This is a genomic window from Streptomyces sp. NPDC006624 (assembly GCF_040611555.1).
In the GTDB taxonomy this organism is placed as follows: Bacteria; Actinomycetota; Actinomycetes; order Streptomycetales; family Streptomycetaceae; genus Streptomyces.
Window position 1 is genome coordinate 170895 of the sequence record NZ_JBEXOM010000011.1, and the last position, 17768, is coordinate 188662.

General features: G+C 73.1%; 16 protein-coding genes and 1 pseudogene. 9 read left to right on the plus strand and 8 right to left on the minus strand.

Annotated elements, in window-relative coordinates:
* Positions 1–37: 37 nt before the first annotated feature.
* On the plus strand, positions 38–1405 hold the full coding sequence (locus ABZY20_RS21785; RefSeq protein WP_356443160.1) for a phospholipase: 1368 nt from the start codon (positions 38–40) through the stop codon (positions 1403–1405).
* A 369-nt stretch (positions 1406–1774) separates the two neighbouring features.
* Here the strand turns inward: ABZY20_RS21785 and ABZY20_RS21790 are convergent, their stop codons facing one another.
* The 4 genes from ABZY20_RS21790 to ABZY20_RS21805 form a co-directional block, all read right to left on the minus strand.
* The gene (locus ABZY20_RS21790; RefSeq protein WP_356443161.1) at positions 1775–2170 is read right to left on the minus strand and encodes an STAS domain-containing protein; all 396 of its coding nucleotides are present in this window, start codon (positions 2168–2170) and stop codon (positions 1775–1777) included.
* Positions 2167–3240, minus strand: coding sequence for a cobalamin-dependent protein (locus ABZY20_RS21795; RefSeq protein ID WP_356443162.1), 1074 nt, complete (start codon positions 3238–3240; stop codon positions 2167–2169). Before ABZY20_RS21795 ends, ABZY20_RS21790 begins: the two co-directional genes overlap by 4 nt.
* Positions 3241–3251: 11 nt before the next feature.
* The gene (locus tag ABZY20_RS21800) at positions 3252–4832 is read right to left on the minus strand and encodes a PP2C family protein-serine/threonine phosphatase (protein ID WP_356443163.1); all 1581 of its coding nucleotides are present in this window, start codon (positions 4830–4832) and stop codon (positions 3252–3254) included.
* 307 nt (positions 4833–5139) lie between these two features.
* On the minus strand, positions 5140–5526 hold the full coding sequence (locus ABZY20_RS21805; RefSeq protein WP_356443164.1) for a tautomerase family protein: 387 nt from the start codon (positions 5524–5526) through the stop codon (positions 5140–5142).
* Between the two features lie 125 nt (positions 5527–5651).
* Here ABZY20_RS21805 and ABZY20_RS21810 point away from each other — a divergent pair, with 125 nt between their 5' ends.
* Both ABZY20_RS21810 and ABZY20_RS21815 read left to right on the plus strand, forming a co-directional pair.
* Positions 5652–6044 (plus strand): VOC family protein, encoded by a 393-nt coding sequence (locus tag ABZY20_RS21810; protein ID WP_356443165.1) that lies wholly within the window; start codon positions 5652–5654, stop codon positions 6042–6044.
* A gap of 59 nt (positions 6045–6103) precedes the next feature.
* Positions 6104–7183 carry an adenosine deaminase gene (locus ABZY20_RS21815; RefSeq protein WP_356443166.1) on the plus strand — a complete coding sequence of 360 codons (1080 nt, stop codon included), beginning with the start codon at positions 6104–6106 and terminating at the stop codon, positions 7181–7183.
* Here ABZY20_RS21815 and ABZY20_RS21820 read toward each other — a convergent pair.
* Positions 7165–7680, minus strand: a complete 516-nt coding sequence (locus ABZY20_RS21820; RefSeq protein WP_356443167.1) for a DUF664 domain-containing protein — start codon at positions 7678–7680, stop codon at positions 7165–7167. The genes ABZY20_RS21815 and ABZY20_RS21820 overlap by 19 nt on opposite strands.
* Positions 7681–7732: 52 nt before the next feature.
* Positions 7733–8617: a LysR substrate-binding domain-containing protein gene (locus tag ABZY20_RS21825; RefSeq protein WP_356443168.1), complete on the minus strand. Its 885-nt coding sequence runs from the start codon at positions 8615–8617 to the stop codon at positions 7733–7735.
* Between the two features lie 118 nt (positions 8618–8735).
* Here ABZY20_RS21825 and mgrA point away from each other — a divergent pair, with 118 nt between their 5' ends.
* Positions 8736–9734: an L-glyceraldehyde 3-phosphate reductase gene (gene mgrA, locus ABZY20_RS21830; RefSeq protein WP_356443169.1), complete on the plus strand. Its 999-nt coding sequence runs from the start codon at positions 8736–8738 to the stop codon at positions 9732–9734.
* A gap of 39 nt (positions 9735–9773) precedes the next feature.
* Here the strand turns inward: mgrA and ABZY20_RS21835 are convergent, their stop codons facing one another.
* Positions 9774–10061, minus strand: a complete 288-nt coding sequence (locus ABZY20_RS21835) for a DUF1905 domain-containing protein (protein WP_356443170.1) — start codon at positions 10059–10061, stop codon at positions 9774–9776.
* 271 nt (positions 10062–10332) lie between these two features.
* Between ABZY20_RS21835 and ABZY20_RS21840 the strand changes: the two genes are divergently transcribed.
* The 4 genes and pseudogenes from ABZY20_RS21840 to ABZY20_RS21855 all read left to right on the plus strand — a co-directional run bounded on the left by ABZY20_RS21840 (position 10333) and on the right by ABZY20_RS21855 (position 15106).
* Complete coding sequence (locus tag ABZY20_RS21840) at positions 10333–10743, plus strand: hypothetical protein (protein ID WP_356443171.1); 411 nt, start codon at positions 10333–10335, stop codon at positions 10741–10743.
* Positions 10744–10802: 59 nt separating this feature from the next.
* Positions 10803–13136: an FHA domain-containing protein gene (locus ABZY20_RS21845; protein ID WP_356443172.1), complete on the plus strand. Its 2334-nt coding sequence runs from the start codon at positions 10803–10805 to the stop codon at positions 13134–13136.
* A 6-nt stretch (positions 13137–13142) separates the two neighbouring features.
* Positions 13143–13640: pseudogene (locus ABZY20_RS21850) on the plus strand (hypothetical protein); the annotation flags it as partial.
* A gap of 473 nt (positions 13641–14113) precedes the next feature.
* Positions 14114–15106 carry a serine/threonine-protein kinase gene (locus ABZY20_RS21855; protein WP_356443173.1) on the plus strand — a complete coding sequence of 331 codons (993 nt, stop codon included), beginning with the start codon at positions 14114–14116 and terminating at the stop codon, positions 15104–15106.
* 8 nt (positions 15107–15114) lie between these two features.
* Here the strand turns inward: ABZY20_RS21855 and ABZY20_RS21860 are convergent, their stop codons facing one another.
* Positions 15115–16413: a streptophobe family protein gene (locus tag ABZY20_RS21860; protein WP_356443174.1), complete on the minus strand. Its 1299-nt coding sequence runs from the start codon at positions 16411–16413 to the stop codon at positions 15115–15117.
* A 179-nt stretch (positions 16414–16592) separates the two neighbouring features.
* Between ABZY20_RS21860 and ABZY20_RS21865 the strand changes: the two genes are divergently transcribed.
* Positions 16593–17768 carry a DUF6777 domain-containing protein gene (locus ABZY20_RS21865; RefSeq protein WP_356443175.1) on the plus strand — a complete coding sequence of 392 codons (1176 nt, stop codon included), beginning with the start codon at positions 16593–16595 and terminating at the stop codon, positions 17766–17768.

Sequence of the window (17768 nt, forward strand, 5' to 3'; positions counted from 1 at the left end):
TCATGCACCTGACCCCATCGGAGGAAGGGCACAGCGCATGCGTCCACGCACCCCCCACGCCCTGCTCGCCGCGGCGGCCGCCCTGGCCGCCGCGGTCGCGGTCCCCCGGCCCGCTGCCGCCGCCGTCCCGGCCCCGGGCACCTACTACGTCCAGAGCGCCACGACCGGACTCAACGCGGCCGACAGCGGCGGCGCCGTAGAGCAGCACAGACCCCGCGGCGACGAGGACCGCCAGCAGTGGCGGCTGAGGCCGAGCGGGTCCGTGTACCTGCTGGAGAACACCGACGCACCCGGCAGCTGCCTCGGCCGCGGCGGAGAGCAGGCGGCGACCGTCGCCTGCACGAGCGCCGACGCCCCCTGGGAGATCACCGCGTCCGGCGCCGACCGCTACACGCTCAAGGTCCCGGGCACCGCGCGCCACCTCGCGGTCGCGGCCAAGCCCGCCGGGGCGAACCATCCCGCCCGGCTCGTCCTCGGCGGCCCGGGCGACCTCGCCGCCTGGTACCTCACCCCGGTCGACCCGGCCACCGGCCCCATGCCGCCGCCGGACCGGCGCACCCTGGACCAGGTCACCTTCCTCACCACGCACAACGCCTACGCCAACGGCGCCGACGGCGGCTTCGCCCCGCCCTTCATCAACCTGGCCCCCAACCAGACCCGCGGGATCGAGCGCCAACTCGCCGACGGCGTCCGCGGCTTCATGCTGGACATCCATCAGACGCCCGACGGCGCCATCCTCTGCCACAACAGCTGCACCCTCGTCAGCAGGCCCGTCGCCCTGTGGGTCGACCTCCAGCGCATGGTCGACTTCCTGAAGGCCCACCCCGACGAGTTCGTCACCGTCTTCCTGGAGGACTACGTCGACCCGGGCGTCCTGCGCGCCGAACTCGCCCGCGTCTCGGGCCTGTCGGACGTGCTGTACCGGCCCGACCTCACCGGCGTCCGGCAGAACGGCTGGCCGGCGATGGCCGACCTGATCGCCGCCGGCGACCGGCTGCTGATCTTCACCGACCACAGCCGCTCCGCCGACCAGGCCGCCGGGCTGACACGGGACAGTTTCGGCGTCATGTACCAGCGCGAGTGGACCGTCGAGAACCACTGGTCGATGGGCCCGGGTATCGGCTCCTCCGACTGGTCCTGCTACAGCCGCTGGTACGACGCGAACACCAACATCCCGCTGATCCGCACCGAACCCGGCTTCCGCCCGCTGTTCGTCATGAACCACTTCCGCGACGTCCCGGTCACGGGCACGGCCGGCACCGACAACACCAAACTCGCCGACCGGGCCCGGCGGTTCTGCCAGCCCGCCGCCCGCAAGAAGCCGACGTTCCTCGCCGTCGACCACTACGACCGCGGCGATCCGGCCGCAGCGGTCGCCGCCCTCAACGCGTACACGTATCCGTAGCACCGCTCCACCGGCCCGCCCCGGGTACCACCGGGGTACCAGGGAACCCGGCGACCTGCCCGTCCACCGTCCCGGCCTCGGCGCGAGGCGGCTGACGGGCAGCGCCGGCTTCCAGCACGGCTCACCGAGTGAGCACAGTGAGCACGGGTGGGCCTGTTCTGGACGCACACGGGGGAGTGGGGCGCCTCGGCCCGCCCCGGCGAACCGCGCGGCCACGATGTGGAGAACCCGCGCCGGCTCGGCCGCGACCATCCGGACGTCGTCGGCCCGCGGTGCATGCCCGCGCGCTCGCCGCCCCCGGCACGGGCGACCCTGCCCATCTCACCGAGGACATGGGGACGGGCGGGGTCCGTCCGGACTCCCGTCCGGTCAGGTGGCGCCGGCCTCGGTGACGTCGCCGCTGTGCTCGCCCGTCCGCGCCCGGCCCGGATCGGCCGGCCCGGTCAGGTACTCCAGGACGTTGGTGAGCCGCAGCGTGCGCTCCAGGAACTCGGGCCGGTTGTCCAGGTGCAGCGTCTTGCCCGTGGCGCTGGTGTGCCGGTGGATCATCAGCAGGGCCGACAGGCCGGAGGAGTCGATCCAGGCCAGATCGCTGAAGTCGAGCCGCACATCGCGCAGTCCGGCACCGTCGGACAGGTGGTCGAGTACCGCGTCGACGAGTTCGCCGGAGGTGTCGTAGTCGAGTTCGCCCGCCACCCGCACGGTCAGCGTGGGGGGCTCGCGGTCGGCGGCGACGGTGAACTGGTTCGAGGGCAGGTTCGTCATGCGGGAGTCTCGGAGCCGGGGACAGGACGTGCGGGACGGCCGTCGAGGACGGCGATGCCCTCGCGGATCAGGGCGAGGGCGCGGGGAAAGTCGTGCAGCTGCCCGGCGAGGAGGTCCAGGCCGGCGATCAGGGACCGGGCCGGCACCTGCCGTGCCTCGAGGATCTCGGCGGTCCACAGCAGGAACGAGGTGAGCAGGTCGGTGTCGTCCACGTAGAGGGCCGTCGCCAGGAACGACACGATGTGGGCTATGTCCTCCGCCGTGCGCTCGCGCTGCTCGTCCGAGTAGCCGCGCAGGGCGGGGAGGCGGTCCTCCAGACCGGTCACGGTCCGCCGGACCAGCTGGACCCGGTTCTGGACGACCCAGGTGTACTCCTGGTCGGCCAGGTGCGGAAGATCGTCCACGGCCTGGCGCAGCCCCGCCGGGACGGGCCGGGGGAGTCCCGCCTCCAGCGTCTCGGCCGCCCGGCGGGCGTCGGCGGCCCACCGGTCGGCGCCCAGGGCGCGGGCGTAGCGCCCGTCGGGGCCGAAGGCGCGGCCACCGGCCATGACGGGGGTGCCGATGGCCTGGCAGGCGGTGATGGCGCTGTGGGCGGCGGGCAGGTGGGTGGGGATCGAACTGGACAGCAGCACCGCGTCGGGGTTGGTCCGGTGCAGGTGCGCGATCAGGTGCGGGGTCGGGGTCTGGGCCCCGAGGTAGTCGATCTGCCAGCCGCGCAGCCGCAGCGTCTCGGCGACCAGGCGGGCCGGGAAGGCGTGCCATTCGCCGTCGATGCAGGCGATGGTCACCCGGCCCCGCCGCGGGGAGCGTCCGGTGCCGTCCGGGGTGCGGTGGGCGAGGGCGGCGACGGCGCGTTCGTTGATGGCGGTGGCGGCGTGTTCCTGGGCGACGGTGATGCGGTCGGCGGCCCACTCGGCGCCGACCCGCTCCTGCACGGGCGCGATCACGTCCAGCAGCAGCGCCTCTTCGCCGAGCCCCTGGGCCAGCGCCGCGGAGAGCACGTCGACCGCGCCGTCCTCGTCACCCTCGGCCACGGCACGCCACAACTGGTCCTGCAGTGTCACTGACATCGCGGGATCGTTCACCCGTCCTTCTTCTCGTTCCCTCGACGCCCGTTGACCACCGACAGCCCGCCCGTCCTGGGGGCGCTGACGGCGACGACGGCCATGTCGTCGTGCCGGCCGGAGCCGATCCACTGGGCGGCCAGCATCTGCACCCGCTCCACGACGGCCTCCGCGGGCAGCCCCGCGCACTCGGCCAGCACCCTCTTCAGACGGTCCTCGCCGAACAGCTCGTCCCCGAGCGGGCCGCCGCGCGCCTCGGTGATGCCGTCGGTGTACAGCAGACAGGTGTCCCCCGGCTCCAGCACCGTCTCCACCGACGTCGCGGTCACGACCGGCAGGGCGCCGATCAGGGTGCCCCGGCACGCCATCTCCTCCACCCGGCCGTCGGTACGGACGACGAGCGGCGGCAGATGGCCGGCGCTGGTCAGCCGCAGCTGTGCCCGGCCCCCGCGGCGGCGCACCGAGGCCATGACCAGGGTGGCGAACCGGGTGTGCCGGGAGCTGAGCAGGGCGCCGTTGAGCAGGTCGAGCACCCGCTGGTGGTCGTCGGCCAGGGGCAGCAGGGCGTGCAGGGTGTTGCGGATCTTCCCGGTCAGCACGGCCGCGTCCAGGCCCTTGCCCGCCACGTCTCCCAGGACCACCAGGGTCTCCTGGGAGGGGTCGGAGCCGGGGTGGACGTCGTAGAAGTCGCCGCCGACCCGCTCGTGGTCCTTGGCGGCCCGGTAGCTTCCGGCGTACTGCACGCCGTGCACCCGCTGCAGGGCCGGCGGCAGCAGTTCGTGCATCAGGGTGGCGGTGATGGTGGTCTGCTCGGTGTACAGGCGGGCCGCCGAGAGCGCGGCCCCGGCCCGGGCGGCGAACAGCCGGGCGAAGATCTCCTCGCCCTCGGTGAACGCCTGCTCGGTGCTGGAGCGCAGCAGGATGAGGGCGCCCGCGGGCACGCCGTGCCCGGGCAGCGGGGTGACGATCACGGAACCGACCGGGCCGGTGAAGCCGTCGGGGATCGCCCAGTCGGGAAGGAGCGAGGGGTCGATCCAGCGCGCCGGCACCGGCGGGAACCCCTGCAGGGCCTCGGGCAGACCCGGCACGCTGTGCGTGTCGATCTGCCGCGTGACCTGGACGACGGGCCCGCCCTGCGGGGCGTAGGTCAGCGGGTGGCGGCGGCCCTGCGCCGGGGCGACCAGAACGGCGGCTTCCGCGAGATGCTGCGCGGCCATCGACGCGGCCACCTCCATGCAGCGGGGCACGTTCAGCGTCGACAACAGCGTCGAGGACACCTCGGACAGGATCTCGGACCGCGCCTGCGCGCTGCGCACGGCCTCCTCGGCCACGCGGCGGTCGGTGTCGTCGACCAGCCACCACACCACGTCCCCGTCGGCCGCCGGCGTGGGATGCGCCAGCACGACCCGGTCGTTGATGGACCCGCTCAGGGGACCGTCACCGCTGCCCCGGGGCCCGCCGGCGAGGCCGCGGTGCGCGTCCGACAGCCAGGTCGGCACCGACTCGTGCAGCCAGTCGCCGCTCACCGCCTCCGGCAGCAGCAGCCGGGCAGCCTCGTTCAGCTGCACGAGGGCGCCGTGCCGGTCGACGACCAGCATGGGACAGGGGGCCTCACCCCACGAACTGCCGACCGTGGTGTCGGCGCTACGTGAGCGGGCGGAGGAACTGCGCGAAGCGGTCACAAGCGGAGGCACGCATCGTGCGCACCCCACCACCTTCCTGTACTGGGAAACCTGTGCAGACGGCAACCGTCCCGCATCCACGCCCACGACGCAACCCACCCAAAAAAGCCCTCGGTATGCAGAGGATTTCCGTCACAATCCGCCATCTCGCGGTCGGCGGCCGCCGGGCGGCGGGGCGAACGCCTTCCGTGCGGCGTGCGTCACCCGTCGCGCGCGGCGTGCGTCACCCGTCGAGGTACTGCGCCCGCCCGTCGCCCAGCGACCAGTCGGCCGAGGTGTTCTCCGTGAGGACGACGAACACGTTCCGCGGCTCGGTGCCCGCGTACTCCTGGGCGAGTTCGGCGATCCTGCGGTACAGCGCCTGCTTCTGCGCGGGTGTGCGGCCCGCGCGCAGGGTGATCCCGACATAGGCGATGCCGTCGTCGCGGTGCACGCCGAGGTAGTCGTCGTGGCGCAGGGTGCCGGTCGTGCCGTCGTGGTCGGTCAGGATCTGGAAGCGGTCGTCGGGCGGGATGCCGATGGTCTCCCGCAGGGCGTCGTGGACGGCCCGGCCCAGAGCGGCGAGGCGCTCGGGTCCGGCGCGGAGCGTGTCGATGCGGACGAGGGGCATGGCGTCTCCGGTGTCGTCGGGCAGGAGGTGTACATACTAGTAGTTACAGTCCGGCGGGAGTGGTTGGCATCCGGCGGGTTTTACGTATAACCTCTCCGGTCAACCCCGCGCTCCGAGAGGCCCCGATGAGACGTATCGCCCTGGTCACCCTCGTCGTCGACGACTACGACGAGGCGATCCGCTTCTACACCGAGGCCCTCGGTTTCCGGGTCGCCGAGGACGCGCCCCGTCCCGACGGATCCCGCTGGGTGGTCGTCGAGCCCGGGGTTCCGGGGGCGGGGACCGGCCTGCTGCTGGCCCGGGCCAGGGGAGAGGCCCAGGCCGCCCGGGTGGGGGACCAGACCGGCGGCCGGGTCGGGTTCTTCCTGCACACCGACGACTTCGCCCGCGACCACGCCCGGATGACCGCCGCGGGCGTGACCTTCCTGGAGGAGCCGCGGCACGAGCCGTACGGCACCGTCGCCGTCTTCCAGGACCTGTACGGCAACCGCTGGGACCTGCTCCAGCCCGCCGGCTGACGGTCGCTCCGCACCCTTCTCCACCCACCTCGCACAGCCCGCTCGACGAAAGACCCGCCATGACTGCTACGCGCGTAGAAAACGATGTGATCCGCCGCCTCCCCAAGGCCGTCCTGCACGACCACCTCGACGGCGGCCTGCGCCCTGCCACCGTCGTCGAACTCGCGGACGCGGTCGGCCACACCCTGCCCACCACCGACCCGGACGAGCTGGCCGCCTGGTACTACGAGGCCGCCAACTCCGGCGACCTGGTGCGCTACATAGCCACCTTCGAGCACACCCTCGCCGTGATGCAGACCCGCGAGGGCCTGCTGCGCACGGCCGAGGAGTACGTCCTGGACCTCGCCGCCGACGGCGTCGTCTACGGCGAGGTGCGCTACGCGCCAGAGCTGATGCTGAAGGGCGGCCTCACCCTGGCCGAGGTTGTCGAGACCGTCCAGGAGGGCCTCGCGGCGGGCATGGCCAAGGCGGCCGCGGCGGGCATGGCGGTGCGGGTCGGCACCCTGCTGTGCGGGATGCGGATGTTCGACCGGGTGCGTGAGGCCGCCGAGCTGGCGGTCGCGTTCCGGGACGCCGGTGTCGTCGGCTTCGACATCGCCGGCGCCGAGGACGGCTTCCCGCCCGCCGACCACCTCGCGGCCTTCGAGCACCTGCGCCGCGAGAACGTGCCGTTCACCATCCACGCCGGGGAGGCCCACGGCCTGCCCAGCATCCACCAGGCCCTGCAGGTGTGCGGGGCCCAGCGCATCGGGCACGGCGTGCGGATCACGGACGACATCCCCGACCTCGCGGCGGGCAAGCTGGGCCGGCTGGCCGGCTGGGTGCGCGACCGGCGGATCGCGCTGGAGATGTGCCCGACCTCCAACCTGCAGACCGGCGCCGCCACCTCGATCGCCGAGCACCCCATCACCGCGCTGAAGGACCTGGGCTTCCGCGTCACGCTCAACACCGACAACCGGCTGGTGTCCGGCACGACCATGACCCGCGAGATGTCCCTGCTGGTCGAGCAGGCGGGCTGGACCGTCGAGGACCTGCGCACCGTGACGGTGAACGCCGTCAAGAGCGCGTTCCTCCCGTTCGACGAGCGGAACGCGCTCATCCGGGACGTGGTCCTGCCCGGCTACGCGGCCGAGCTCTGAAGCAGCCCCCTGAGGTAGGCGGCCTGTCCGACGTGCTGCAGATCGTCGGACAGGACGCTGACCAGCCGGACGCCCAGGGTGACCGGCGGGTCCCAGCGCTCGTCGACGACGCGCTCCAGGTCCTTGGCGGCCAGGCCCTTCAGGGCGTCCAGGCTCTGCTCGTGCACGGCGTCGTGGTAGCCGGTCAGCAGATCACCCGAGTCGACCCTGACCTTGGCCACCTTGGCGGGGCTGTGGCCGTAGCCCGTGTCGTGCCGGGGCAGGCCCAGCGCGAAGCGCTTCTCCCAGTCCTGCGCCAGCCACACCTGGTCGAGGCCGAAGGCGTCGGCGACGTGGTCGTCCTGGACACGGGTCAGATGCCAGACCAGCCAGGCGATGGAGTTGGCGTCGGGGGAGGGGCGGGCGGTCAGCTCGTCGGGCCCGAGACCCTCGACGGTGGCGTGGACTTCTTCCCGGATGCGGTTGTAGCCGTCGATGAGGATGTCCTTCGCATGCATGCCTCCACCATGGCGCATCCGCGCGTCCGCCGCGTCGCCGTCCGCCCGTCCCTTACCCGTCCGTGGTCTCCAGCAGTGCCATCAGTGCCCGGGCCGCGGGGCTCGTGGCCGGCCGGGGCGGCAGCAGGGCCACCGTCTCGTAGACCGCCTCGCCGGTGCCCTTCACGGGCAGTGCGGTGAGGGAGGCGCGCTTGTGGGCGAAGTGCCGGGGGACGACGGCGACGCCGAGGTTCTCGTCGACCAGGTCGAGCAGGGTGTGCACGTCGTTCACCTCCAGGGCCACCGTCCGCCGGACGCCCGCGGCGGCGAACACCGTGTCGGTGGTGCGCCGCGGTCCCCAGTCGGGCTGGAAGTCGACGAACACCTCACCGCCCAGCTCCTCCGGTGTGACGGCCGCGCCGGCGGCGGCGAGCCGGTGGCTGGGATGGCACAGCAGCGTCATCGGCTCACTGGTCAGCGGCACCGACCGCAACTGCTCGCCGTCCTCCTGCGTCCGCACGGCGAACGCCAGGTCCAGCCGCCCGGCCGCCACGTCCTCCGCGAGCGCTCCCGACCCGGCCTGGCGCAGGCAGATCTCCACGTCGGGGTGACGGTGCCGGAAGGCGGCGAGCAGCCCCGCCAGGTGCACCCCGGCGATGCACTGCTCGCTGCCGAGCGTGAGCATCCCCCGCAGCACGCCCTGCACCGCCGCCACCGCCTCGTGGGCCGCGCGCACCTGCGCGAGGATCCGCTCCGCCTCGCCGAGCAGCGCCCGCCCGGCCGGGGTCAGCGTCACCCGGCGGGTCGTCCGTACGAACAGCGGCGTCTGCAGCTCCCGCTCCAGCGCCCGGATGGAGGCCGACAGCCCCGACTGGGACACCAGGAGCCGTTCCGCCGCGCGGGTGAAGTGCTGGTCCTCGGCGACCGCGACGAAGTGCTGCAAGTGGCGCAGTTCCATGACTGAGAAGCGTAGCCGCTGAATTCCATCGGATTCTTCTGTTGGACGCATGGGAGCAGGTCACGCCAGAGTGGACACCGGTTGTTTCCCGACCGTGCCCACCCCTTCAGGAGTCGCGTTGTACACCGCACACCCCGACCGCTACGCGGACATGCCCTACCGGCGCACCGGACGCAGCGGCCTGAAGCTCCCCGCGCTCTCGCTCGGTCTCTGGCACAACTTCGGCCCGGACCGGCCCGTCGAGACCCAGCGCGCCATCCTGCGCCGCGCCTTCGACCTGGGCGTCACCCACTTCGACCTCGCCAACAACTACGGCCCGCCGCCCGGCGCCGCCGAGTCCGCGTTCGGCGAGTTCCTCAAGGCGGACTTCGCCCCCTACCGCGACGAGCTGGTCATCTCCACCAAGGCCGGCTACCTGATGTGGCCCGGCCCGTACGGCGAGTGGGGCTCGCGCAAGTACCTGCTGTCCTCGCTCGACCAGAGCCTGCAGCGGATGGGCCTCGACTACGTCGACATCTTCTACTCGCACCGCCCCGACCCGGACACCCCGCTCGAGGAGACGATGGGCGCGCTGCACTCGGCGGTGCAGCAGGGCAAGGCGCTGTACGTCGGCGTCTCGAACTACTCGGCCGAGCAGACCCGTGAGGCCGCCCGCATCCTGGGCGAGCTGGGCACCCCGCTCCTCATCCACCAGCCGCGCTACTCGATGCTGGACCGCCGCCCCGAGGACGAGGGCCTGCTGGACGCCCTCGACGAACTCCAGGTCGGCTCCATCGTCTTCTCCCCGCTGGAGCAGGGCCTGCTCTCCGCCCGCTACCTCGACGGCATCCCCGAGGGCTCCCGGGCCGCGAGCGACAGCCCCTTCCTGCGGTCCGACGCCGTCACCGAGGACCTGGTGGGCCGGCTGCGCGAGCTGAACGACATCGCCAAGACGCGCGGCCAGACCCTGGCCCAGATGGCGCTGGCCTGGGTGCTGCGCGGCGGCCGGGTCACCTCCGCGCTGGTCGGGGCGAGCAGCCCGCAGCAGGTGGAGGACAGCGTCGGCGCGATCGCCGCCCTGGACTTCGACGCGGACGAGCTGGCCCGTATCGACGCCATCGTCCGGCGCCAGGCGTGAGACCTGTGCCCGGGGCGGACCGCCCCGGGCACACCCTGTCTAGGAGCCGATCCGCTCCTCCAGGCGCACGGTCACCGTGTCGCCCTCCTCCTTGCCGATGGCCCTGCGGACGTCGGCCTTCACCGGCAGCTTGTGCGTGCCGTCGCCCAGGGCCATGAACGAGCTGCGGAACGGGTGCCCGTCGATCGTGCCGCGGACCTTGACCAGGCCGCGGGTACCGAAGAACGCGACGGAACGGGGCCAGACCAGATAGGTCCAGCCGCCCTCGGCGGGGCTCTTGCGCAGGACGGCGGTGAACTCCGCGTCCAGGGCTCCGGTCGTGGTCATGGTGTCCTCCGGTCCTCGGCGTTCTGTCCCAGGGGAGACCGCCGGGAGGCGCACAAATCATCGCCCGCTGCGAGGTCGCACCGTTTCGGCCAACTCGGGCGGCGAATATGCCAGGAGAGTGGCCGGAAAATCGTGGTGACAGTGTTTCAGCAGTGAACATACTGACCTGCGAGAGCGTTTTCACATCCAGCGACGGCGTCCTCACGCACAGCACGCGAGCTGCGGGAAGAGCGAGTCCGGGCAGGCGGGCAGGGCAGCGGGGGAGGGACACGTGCACGACGAGTTTCTGTGCCACGTCACGGCGTACGGCGTCTGCGACGGCCGCCGCATCGGAGTGCCCCTCGGTACCTACCGGGCGCCCACCCTCGCCCTGGCCCTGTGGTGGCTGCGCGACCGGGCCACCTGGATCGCCCAGCGCCTCGACCCCCGGCCCGAGGCCGAGCACTTACCGACGGGCTCGCTCGTGCCGGTCGCCGAGACCGTGCCCGACGTGCCCATGCTGCTGCGCGCCTGGTGCGCCGACCCCGCCCAGCAGGAGGGGGTCGCCGAGGAGTTGGCGGCCGGACGGCTGGTGCGCATCGCCACCAGCGACGACACCACCGAGTACGAACTGCTCGCCGAGTCCGTGGACGCCCTGCGGATGCAGCGGGCCGCGCCCGTCCTGGGGGTACCCGTGGCCTGACCTGCCGCCGGACCCGCTCACGGAGGCACATACCAGGGCACATCGGTAGAATCTTGGCCATGGCGCAGCCGTCGGTAGCACCAGAACTCGTCCTGAGGACCGAGACGGGTTCCACCGTGATGATCCCGGGCCGCGACTACCACCTCGGACGCGACCCGTTGAGCGACATCGTCATCGACGACGACCGCGTCTCCTGGCACCACGCGGTGCTGCGCCCCGAGGACGGTCACTGGACCATCGAGGACGAGAACAGCACCAACGGCACCTACGCCGACGGCCGCCGCATCCACGAGCAGGACGTCGGACCCGGCACCGTCATCCGCTTCGGCAACCCCGCCGACGGGCCGCGCATCGTCCTCTCCGGCCGTCCCGCCCCGACGCCCGACCGCCCCTCCGCCGTGTCGATGCCGGCCGTGACCGGCACCTACCGGGCCCCCACCACCGTGCGGCCGCTGCCCACCCGCACCGTCCGCATCGGCCGCGCCACCGACAACGACCTGGTCATCGACGACCTCGTGGTCTCCCGCAGGCACGCCGAGCTGCGCTCCCTGCCCGACGGCACGTACGAGATCGTCGACCTCGGCAGCCACAACGGCACGTACCTCAACGGAGCCCGCGTCACCACCGCCCCGGTCGGCCAGGGCGACATCGTCGGCATCGGCCACTCGGCGTTCTGCCTCGTCGGCGACGAACTGCAGGAGTACGTCGACACCGGCGAGATCTCCCTCGACGTGCAGGACCTCGCCGTCACCGTCGACCACGGCCGCAAGACGCTGCTCGACCACGTGTCCTTCCCCGTCGGGGAGAAGTGCCTGCTCGCCGTCGTCGGCCCGAGCGGCGCCGGGAAGTCCACGCTCCTCAACGCCCTCACCGGCCAGCGGCCCGCCGACCACGGCACCGTCCTCTACGACGGCCGCGACCTCTACCGCGACTACGCCGAACTGCGCCAGCGCATCGGCCTCGTCCCGCAGGACGACATCCTCCACGCCCAGCTGACCGTCCGCAAAGCCCTCACCTACGCCGCCGAACTGCGCTTCCCGCAGGACACCGCCAAGGCCGAACGGCGCGACCGGGTCGACGAGGTCATCCGCGAACTCGGCCTGGAGCAGCGCGCCGACCAGTCCGTGCACAGCCTCTCCGGCGGCCAGCGCAAGCGCGTCAGCGTCGCCCTGGAGCTGCTGACCAAGCCGTCGCTGCTGTTCCTCGACGAGCCGACCTCCGGACTCGACCCCGGTATGGACCGCTCCGTGATGCACATGCTGCGCGGCCTCGCCGACGACGGCCGGACCGTCGTCGTGGTCACCCACAGCGTGCTCAGCCTGGACGTGTGCGACCGGCTCCTCATGCTCGCGCCGGGCGGGAAGATCGCCTACTACGGGCCGCCCGAGGACGCCCTGGCGTTCTTCGGCTTCGCACAGTGGCCGGAGGCCTTCGAGGCCTTCGAGCGGGACACGGACCGGGACTGGGCCGGGGAGTACCTCACCTCGCCCTTCCGCCGCCGCTACGTCGTCGACGCCTCCGTCCAGCCCGAGCAGCCCCGCTCCGAGCCCGTCGTCATCGCCCCGCCGCCCCGGCCGCGCAGCCGCGGCGCCCAGCTCGGCACGCTGGTGCGCCGCTACGCCGCCGCGCTGAGCGCCGACCGCACCTTCCTGATCATCATGATCGCCCTGCCGTTCGTGATGGGCGTGATGGCCCGCGCCCTCGCCGGCGGCAAGCTGACGGTCGACACGGCGATGAACGCGCTGCTCATCCTGTGCGTCGGCGCGGTGCTCACCGGGGCCGCCAACGCCGTGCGCGAACTCGTCAAGGAACGCGTGATCTACCAGCGGGAACGGGCGGTGGGCCTGTCCAGATCGGCCTACCTGATGTCCAAGGTCGTCGTCCTGGGCGTCATCACCGTGCTCCAGGCGGTGGTGCTGACCGTCGTCGCCCTGCTCGGCGTGGACCTCCGGGCCCCCGGCGGCGAAGGGGTGCTGATGCCGCCCCTGCTGGAGATCACGGTGGCCGTCGCCCTCCTGGCGTTCACGGCGATGATGCTCGGCCTCCTCGTCTCCGCGCTGGTGCGCAAGGAAGAGGTGACGATGCCGCTGCTGGTGCTCATCGCCATCATCCAGGTCGTCTTCTGCGGGGCGCTGCTGCAGCTCGACGGCGTGCCCGGCCTCGAGCAGCTGGGCTGGCTGGTGCCGGCGCGCTGGGCGCTGGCGGCGATGGCCGGCACCGTGGGGCTGTCCCGGATCGTGCCGGGGGAGCTGACGGAGGACCCGCTCTTCGAGCACTCCGCCGGTGTCTGGCTGCTGAACGTGGGGATGCTGGTCGTGCTGTCGGTGGTCTTCGGGTTCCTGGTGTCCCGGCTGCTGCGCCGGCACGAACCGGCCGTGATGCGGAAGCAGTGAGGGCCCGTGACGACTCCCGGCTTCCGGCCCACGCACGTCGTCCCGCGGCACGGCATGCCCGCGTGGGAGGCCCCCGACCCGTCCCGGCCCACCGTGGACCTCGACCCGCTGCTGCCCGTGCAGCTGCTCGAACGGCAGGGCGACTGGGGGCACGTGCTGTGCTTCAACGGCTGGTCGGCGTGGGTCGACGGCCGTCTGCTGGTGGCCGTGGCGCAGGACCCGCCCGCCACGGACGGGCCGCTCACCCGCACCGCCGACCCGCGCCCGCTGCTGGCCCGCGCGGAGGAGTCGCTGGCGCGCTACCGCTCCGCGCTCGAGGACCTCGCGGGCGGCCTCGACGGCGAGTCGTTCCACCAGCGCACCCGCGGGCTGCGGATCGGCGTCGTCGTCGACGGCGAGTCCATGTGGCTCTACGACACCGCCCACGGGCACTGGGTGTACGCCGCCGGCACCCAGCTGACCACCTACGCGACGGACGACACGCCCCGGGCCGAACCGGAGTCCCGCCCGGCCGGGCCGCCGGAGCATCCGCGCACACGAGTGGTGGCCGCGGAAGGCCCTGACCCCGAACCCGGGTCGCCGCCGTCCGCGCGCGCGGCCCCGCCGGAACCCGCGCGCGCCATGCCGCCGGAGGCTCCCGAGCGGGCGCGTGTCATGCCGCCGGAGGCCCCCGAGCCGACGGGTGTCGTGTCACCCGAGGCCCCCGAGGCGACCCGGGTGGTCCCGCCGGAGGCCCCCGAACGCGCGGAGTTCACACCCCCGAAGGCTCCGGAGCCGCGGGAGCCGACGCGGGTGGTGTCTCCCGCGCCGGCCGAACCGGCGGCCCCGGCGGCGTCCCCCGAGTCCCCCGAGTCCTCCGAGTCCCCAGAGTCCCCCGAGCCCACGCGGGTCGTGGCCCGTGAGGACCTCGAACCGTCCGAGCCGCAGGTGCCCGAAGGACCGCCCACCCGGGTCGTCTCGAACGAGAGGGAAGGCCGGTGAACCGCCAGACGAGCCTGTTCTCGGGGCGGCCCTCCGAGCTGATCGGGCAGCAGGTCGCCGGGTACCGGATCGAGCAGGAGATCGGGCGCGGCGGCATGGCCGTCGTCTACAAGGCCCGCGACCTGCGGCTCGACCGCACCGTCGCGCTGAAGCTGCTCGCCCCGGAACTCGCCCGCAACGACACCTTCCGTCGCCGCTTCACCCACGAATCCCGGGCCGCGGCCGCGATCGACCATCCGCACATCGTGCCGGTCTTCGAAGCCGGCGAGACGGACGGCGTGCTGTACATCGCCATGCGGTACGTCGCCGGCAGCGACCTGCGGCACGTGCTGGACCAGGAGGGCCCGATGTCGCCCGCCACCGCCGTCCGCGTCGCCGCCCAGGTCGCCTCCGCGCTCGACGCCGCCCACGACCACGGACTGGTGCACCGGGACGTCAAGCCCGGCAACATCCTGGTCTCCAGCGGCACCGACAGCGACCACCCCGAGCACGTCTACCTCACCGACTTCGGCCTGACGAAGAAGTCGCTGTCGCTGACCGGCTTCACCACCGTCGGCCAGTTCGTCGGCACCCTCGACTACGTCGCCCCCGAGCAGATCTCCGGCAAGCCGGTCGACGCCCGCTGCGACGTCTACGGCTTCGGCTGCGTCGTCTACGAGGCCCTGGCCGGTCACCCGCCCTTCGTCCGGGACGACGACATGGCCCTGCTGTGGGCCCACCAGTACGACGACCCGCCGCCGCTGACCGAGAGCAGGCCCGACATCCCCGCGGCGGCCGACGCCGTCCTCGCCAAGGCCCTCGCCAAGAACCCCGACGACCGGTACCCGTCCTGCCTCGCCTTCGTGGCCGCGCTGCGTGCCGCCACGACCGGCGGCGCGGCCGGGGCCGGGCGCAGGCCGACGCGCACGGACCGCCCGAAGCCCGGCGGGGACGGGCGCACCAGGCTGCCCCCGCGCTGGGCCGAACCCGTCTTCGTGCAGCGGATGTAGCGCGCGGCTCAGCCCGGGCCGGCCGCGTCGACCTCGCCGCGCCGCCGGACGTGCCGCGCCGCCAGCGCCCCGAGGAACCCGGTCACCAGCCCCCAGGGCACGGCCAGCCCCACCGCGCCCCACAGCCGGGGCCGCAGGAACAGCTCGCCCGCCAGACTGCCGCCCAGGTCGCCGATGCCGAGCACGGACAGCCCGTAGTGCGCGGAGAGGCGTCCGAGGAGGCAGATCATGAACACGGTCAGCGCCAGCGCGACCGCCATCTGCACCGCGTGCTGCCAGGCCCGCACCCGGGCCGGTGACCGGGCCGCCAACACGAACGCGGCGGCCAGCAGCAGCACGACGTCGACGACCAGCAGCCACCACACCCGGCCGTCCTGCTCCGACAGCGTCCGCAGATTCAGCTCGGAGATGTCCGGGGTGCGCAGCACCTCGTCGAGCACATGCGGCATGGGCAGCCCGAACGGCCCCTCCACCCTGCCGTTCCAGGTGGCGCCGAGGCCGATCGTCAGCGCCAGCCACACCAGGTTGGGCAGGCCGAGCAGGATCACGGCGAACGTCTCCCGGGCGTGCCCCTTGACCGCCGCGACGACCAGCGCGACGACCAGGCCGATCACCACGCAGGCGAGCAGCAGGGCGACCATCGCGTACGCGGCCGGCCGCACCGACTCCTGGAAGCGCAGCAGCCCGCCCGGCAGCGGCGCACCGCGCGACACCAGCAGGGCGATCACCAGCACCCCGGCCAGCCACACCATGCCGACGAACACGGACAGCGGGACGTCCGTGGTGAAGCCGATCCGGGGCGAGGCGCCGAACAGGTCGCCCAGTTCGGCCAGTTCGTCGTTGCCGAGGGGGATGTCGAAGGTGTGGCGGGCGAAGAGCGTCAGGCCGATCAGCGCGAGCAGCCACAGGGCCGCCACCCGGGCGGCCCAGCCGGCCAGTTCGGCGGCACCGGCCACCGCGCGGTGCCGCAGCGGCCGCAGAAAACCCCAGGCGAACACCAGCGCCCCGGTGAGCGTGACAGACAGCGGGATCACCGTCAGGCCGGCCTGGGTGTCGGCGAGGTCGCCGGCGCTCCCGGACAGCTCCAGCGTGCCGCCGACGGCGGCGACCAGGGTGGCCGCGACGACCGGTGCGAACCCGCCGTCCGGAAGGTCGTCGGCCCCGGCGGCCCACAGGCCCAGGACGGCCACCACCGCCATGGCGAGCAGGCCGCCCAGCACCGTGACCAGGGCCTGCGCCCAGCCGTGCCGGGCGACGGTCCGCTCGCCGCCGGCCCGTTCCCGGTCGGAGGGGGTGCGCGCATTCACGCTGTCACGCTAAGCAGCACCCGCCCGGGGCGCCCGCCGGGAAGGTCCGTCCGCGTCGGCTTGCGGGCGGCACGCACCCGGGGCACACAATGAACTCGTAGCGGAAAATGCGGCACATACCCGGATGTATCTCTCCGGTGTGTGGAGGCCGCGGAGAACCCACGCGGGAAGAAGAGCTCGTGAGCGTCGAACCGCCGTCGTCCGGCCGCCCCACAGGACCTCCCTCGGGCCCGTTGTCGGGCCCCTCCCAGCCGCCGTCGGGAGGCGGCCCGCCCTCCGAGCCGCCCAGCGGAGGCGGCCCCACGCCGGAACCCCGCCGCCCCTGGTGGGGATCCGTCCCCCGGGTCGCGATCATCGCCGCCGTGGTGGTGGCCGCCGTGATCGTCGCCGTGGTGCTGTCCCGTCCCGACGGCGGCGGCACGGGTGCCTCGGACGGCGGCACCAGCACCTCCAGCGGTGAGATCTTCCTGCAGCCCGCGGCCGACAGCGGCCCGGACCCGTTCACGGAGTCGACGGCGGAGGAGAAGAGTTCCGCCTCGCCGGTGTCGCCCTCGGCCACCGAGTCGGCACCCACGAACGCCGTCCAGGGCGTGCAGGGCGACGCCCCCGGGCTGTACGGCGGCACCCGCAACGTGGCCAGCTGCGACGTCCAGAAGCAGATCGACTACTTGTCCGGGGCCCCGGACAAGCAGCGCGCGTTCGCCGCGGTCCTGCGGATCGAGCCCTCCGACGTCCCCTCCTACCTGCGGTCGCTCACGCCCGTGCACCTGCGCATGGACACCCGTGTGACCAACCACGGCTACAAGGACGGCAAGGCCACCAGCTACCAGGCCGTCCTCCAGGCGGGTACGGCCGTCCTCGTCGACGACCGGGGCGTGCCCCGGGTGCGCTGCGCCTGCGGCAACCCGCTGACCCCGCCGGTCGCCCAGCAGGGCACGCCGAAGACGACCGGCGACGCCTGGCCGGGCTACTCGTCGTCGAACGTCGTCATGGTCACTCCCGCGCCGGAGCCGGTCGAGGTGTTCGTGATGTGCGAGCCCGACGGCGACTGGTTCGAGCGCCGCGAGGGCGACACGGGCAAGGAGGACCGCAAGACCGAGAAGCCCGACGAGCCGTCCCCCTCGGCCAGTGTGACCACGCCGTCGCCGACCTCAGAGACGCCGTCCGACACGCCGTCGTCGAAGCCGCCCACGAGCGAGCCGCCGACCTCGGACACGGAGACGTCGAAGCCCCCCGAGACGTCCACGTCCGAGGAGTCGCCGCCCCCGCCCGAGAGCGATACCGCCAGCGACACCGGGACCGACACGGGGACCGACACCGGGACCGACACGACGGAGCAGCCGCCGGCCTCCTGA

Excerpts from the sequence above, each read along its gene's own strand:
- ABZY20_RS21785 (WP_356443160.1), top strand. The coding sequence starts at position 38 with ATGCGTCCACGCACCCCCCACGCCCTGCTCGCCGCGGCGGCCGCCCTG.
- ABZY20_RS21790 (WP_356443161.1), bottom strand. The coding sequence starts at position 2,170 with ATGACGAACCTGCCCTCGAACCAGTTCACCGTCGCCGCCGACCGCGAG.
- ABZY20_RS21795 (WP_356443162.1), bottom strand. The coding sequence starts at position 3,240 with ATGTCAGTGACACTGCAGGACCAGTTGTGGCGTGCCGTGGCCGAGGGT.
- ABZY20_RS21800 (WP_356443163.1), bottom strand. The coding sequence starts at position 4,832 with ATGCTGGTCGTCGACCGGCACGGCGCCCTCGTGCAGCTGAACGAGGCT.
- ABZY20_RS21805 (WP_356443164.1), bottom strand. The coding sequence starts at position 5,526 with ATGCCCCTCGTCCGCATCGACACGCTCCGCGCCGGACCCGAGCGCCTC.
- ABZY20_RS21810 (WP_356443165.1), top strand. The coding sequence starts at position 5,652 with ATGAGACGTATCGCCCTGGTCACCCTCGTCGTCGACGACTACGACGAG.
- ABZY20_RS21815 (WP_356443166.1), top strand. The coding sequence starts at position 6,104 with ATGACTGCTACGCGCGTAGAAAACGATGTGATCCGCCGCCTCCCCAAG.
- ABZY20_RS21820 (WP_356443167.1), bottom strand. The coding sequence starts at position 7,680 with ATGCATGCGAAGGACATCCTCATCGACGGCTACAACCGCATCCGGGAA.
- ABZY20_RS21825 (WP_356443168.1), bottom strand. The coding sequence starts at position 8,617 with ATGGAACTGCGCCACTTGCAGCACTTCGTCGCGGTCGCCGAGGACCAG.
- ABZY20_RS21835 (WP_356443170.1), bottom strand. The coding sequence starts at position 10,061 with ATGACCACGACCGGAGCCCTGGACGCGGAGTTCACCGCCGTCCTGCGC.
- ABZY20_RS21845 (WP_356443172.1), top strand. The coding sequence starts at position 10,803 with ATGGCGCAGCCGTCGGTAGCACCAGAACTCGTCCTGAGGACCGAGACG.